The sequence below is a fragment of the Zobellia barbeyronii genome, assembly GCF_018603515.1.
Taxonomy (GTDB): Bacteria; Bacteroidota; Bacteroidia; order Flavobacteriales; family Flavobacteriaceae; genus Zobellia; species Zobellia barbeyronii.
Genome location: NZ_JACATN010000015.1, coordinates 1 through 3529, shown reverse-complemented (window position 1 = coordinate 3529; position 3529 = coordinate 1). Strand labels below are relative to the sequence as shown.

Genomic DNA, 3529 nt, shown 5'->3' with positions numbered 1-3529 from the left:
TTTGTTTTTGCCAACTTTACTACCTACTTTAGATAACTACACACAACTGGGCATATATTCCAGAAGTCACAGCAATCTTCCACTCGGTAGGCTGCGCCTTCCGGAAGATATACCCGGACCGTTGTGCTTAATGTTCAAAAATCATTTAGACAAGTAAAAATAATGGACAAATTTCAAGGAACCTGGTTAATGATAAAGGACGCTTATACTTACTGCTATCCTGAATTCATTAAGTTCGAAAATGACCAAGTCCTTTATTACGGACTTTTGGAAAAAGCTAAAAACGGGATTCTGGAGATGAAACCAAATCGCACGGAAAAATTATCTGAAACAAAATATGAATTTGTGGCTGATAATCGCATTCGGATTTACAAAATCGGTAAAACTGTTACTGTAATCAGCGAGACGGAATCGATTTCTGAAGAAACTGAATTCGCCACAGATTATGAAAGAATTGAACCTACAAAAACGAATTTAACAGATAAAGAAATTCAAAAGGTGGACTTCAATGCGGACTGGAATGGAGAAAAAATTTTAATTGTTTTTAATAAAAATTTGGACAGCCCGACAATACAAAAAATCAACAAACGGTTAAAAAAAGAAGGAGAAAAATTGGTGTTGGAAAATTTACAAGAAACTTATTTCGCATCGATTTATGGAGACGGAGAACGAAGAACTCTAATCGGAATTAGGGAAATCAATAATGAAAAAGCAGTTCTTTTTGGATTTCCTGAGAAACCGTATGAAATAATTGCTTACTCAGACGGAAAACACTAAGCACAACAAAGCCTAAACGTAATGCGGACTTTAGGGTTAAAACGAATGGTCTGTGTATATTTATAAAGTCGCTAAATCTTATGGATTTAGCTTTGGAACAAAAAAGAAAAAGCAAAACAATAAGCTTTAGCTACGTCGGCAGACGGAAACGAAAAGTTTCCTTGCCTCCGCACTACGCTTAGCCCAGCCGTTGGCGGTAATTATAAAGGAACTCTTAGAATATTAAGAAATATCCGAAATGGATTAAAAGGAATATATTTGTAACATGAAGGATTTTGAGAGAAAAAACAAGGTAATAAGCCTGTTTAGTGGGGCTGGTGGAATGGACATCGGATTTGAAATGGCTGGCTTTAAAACTGCTGTAGCTGTGGAATTCGACAAATCTTGTTGTGAAACTCTGAGAACAAACAAACCCGAAATTCCAGTTATACAAGGAGATATTTCAAAAATTACAACTGAGAATATTTTAGACGTGGCAAACTTAAAACCTACAGAGCCGGCATTGGTTATTGGAGGGCCGCCTTGTCAATCGTTTAGTCTGGCAGGGAAAAGAATGGGAATGGACGACCCTAGAGGTATGTTAGTCCTGCAATTCATAAGGGTAGTAAGAGAAAGTTTACCTGTAGCCTTTGTAATGGAAAATGTAAAAGGAATGGTAAATTGGGAAGGAGGAAAAGCAATGGATGCAATAATGAATGAAATTGCGGAACCAATAATTTTTGAGGGAAAAGAATACAACTATGAAATAAGCAAAACAGTACTGAATTCAGCCAATTATGGTGCTTCACAGCTTCGTGAAAGAGTATTTATTGTCGGCAACAGGTTGAGTAAAAAGTTTAAATTTCCAGAAGCAACACATACAAGTCCCCAAAAATTATCTACTGACCTTTTTGGTAATAAAAAGAAAAAGTACAATACGGTATGGGATGCAATTGGAAAACTGCCCCCAGCCGATGAACCTTCAGAAACTGCTTTAAGGATATCCAAAACAATTAAAGAAAGAATAGTAAAACATGGCTATTAAAAACCATCAACAAACCGCGCATTCACCTACAACTTTAGACAAAATAAAGATTGTTCCAATTGGTGGTAAACTTTCAGATATATTAAAAACTTTCGGTTCAACTTATAGGAGATTAGACCCTGATAAGCCATCCCCTACTGTAACGAGAAGTGGTTATCGAGATTTTATTCATCCCTATGATGATAGAATGCTTACTGTTAGAGAACTAGCCTGCTTGCAATCATTCCCTTTAGATTGGGAGTTTACTGGAACTAGACTCGACTCTTATAGCAGCAAAAGAGAAGTTTCGATGACCCAATTTGGTCAAGTTGGCAATGCAGTTCCACCAATTCTTGCTAATGCAGTTGCGATGGCAATTAAAGAGCAAATATTCGAAGTTGAGCCAGATGATAAATAAATATGTAAAAAATGCTTCTGACCTTGTTAGCACTCATGAAGCAACCAGAAATGGTTTTCTCGAATATGCTTTAAGAAAAAGTAAAGAATCTGTTCCATATTTAGATAAGGCTAAAGCATTTAAACTAATACTAGAGCAAAAGACAAAACAACCAAAGGATATACTTAAGCTCGACGAGGTTTTAAGCAGTTGTTACGAAGCTGCTGGGGTTTCGGTAAAAGCAAACAAATATTTAACTGATTCAGATTTAAAAGATATTCTTCTTGAGTTTATTAAAGAATTTCTAGAACCTTCAGGGGAACAATACATTGAAGAACTTATTTATCGTTATTTACTAACTTCAGGAGATGCTCTTGGAGGGAGAATGCGAAACTTAGTAGGTTCAATTGCCAATGAGAAACTGACAAGAAATATAATTTCACAACTACAAGTACTTAATATTTCTTTTGAGTATTATGATAAGTTTTCGAAAACTTGGTTGGCATCAAAAAACTATACTATAGACCAAGTGCCCGATATTAGGGCAATCAAATGGATTTTAAAATCAGGCGGAAAAAGACAACTGATTTATAATTTGACAGTTCCTATTGTAAAAAAGAATATTGATTTGGTAATTCTCAATTGCCATTCAGAAGAAATCACGGGCAAAGCGTTTAAGGAGATGATTTCAAACCCATCGAATTATGAACTTTTAGGCGAACTTAAAGGTGGGGTTGACCCTGCTGGTGCAGATGAACATTGGAAAACAGCAAATACAGCTCTTTCAAGAGTTCGTGACAACTTCAAAAAACACGACATAGATATTCCTCTAGTCTTTATAGGTGCCGCTATCGAAATCAGCATGTCCAAAGAAATTTTTTCGCAATATACAACTGGACAAATAACTAATTGTGCTAACCTAACTGTTGAAAATCAACTTGTAAACTTATGCTATTGGTTGGTAACTCAACGATAGAATAGGAACGGAAATAACTACCGCCAACAATGGCTATAATTAATGTGGGGTTTGGGGTTTTCCGCCAAGGTCTGTGTATATTTAGGAGGTCGCAAAATCTTTGGGATTTTACTTTAGACAAAAAAATAAAACAAAACAAAAAGATTTGGCTACGAGCTGTGGCGCCGAGGGAATCGTAAATCACCGCCCCACACTAATCATAGCCTAGACGTTGAGGGAAATGACCTAAAGGCCGTGTTACTCCGCTGCAAAAAAACACGTACTGCATGAATAGCCGTTTTTTCACGACTCCCGTAACACTCATTTCCCTCAACGGTCCGGGCATGCCGCGACTTTAATTAAGGCTATTTTGTTTTTGCCAACTTTACTACCTACT

At 36.6% G+C, this 3529-nt stretch carries 4 protein-coding genes; all 4 read left to right on the top strand.

The features are described from left to right. The first annotated feature begins 162 nt into the window (after nt 1-162). Nucleotides 163-777: a hypothetical protein gene (locus tag HW347_RS20495; protein WP_214613585.1), complete on the top strand. Its 615-nt coding sequence runs from the start codon at nt 163-165 to the stop codon at nt 775-777. 265 nt (nt 778-1042) lie between these two features. Further along, nucleotides 1043-1801: a DNA cytosine methyltransferase gene (locus HW347_RS20490; protein ID WP_214613584.1), complete on the top strand. Its 759-nt coding sequence runs from the start codon at nt 1043-1045 to the stop codon at nt 1799-1801. Continuing rightward, nucleotides 1791-2198 carry a DNA cytosine methyltransferase gene (locus HW347_RS20485; protein WP_214613583.1) on the top strand — a complete coding sequence of 136 codons (408 nt, stop codon included), beginning with the start codon at nt 1791-1793 and terminating at the stop codon, nt 2196-2198. Before HW347_RS20490 ends, HW347_RS20485 begins: the two co-directional genes overlap by 11 nt. After that, complete coding sequence (locus HW347_RS20480) at nt 2188-3153, top strand: AvaI/BsoBI family type II restriction endonuclease (RefSeq protein ID WP_214613582.1); 966 nt, start codon at nt 2188-2190, stop codon at nt 3151-3153. Before HW347_RS20485 ends, HW347_RS20480 begins: the two co-directional genes overlap by 11 nt. The last annotated feature ends 376 nt before the right edge of the window (nt 3154-3529 follow it).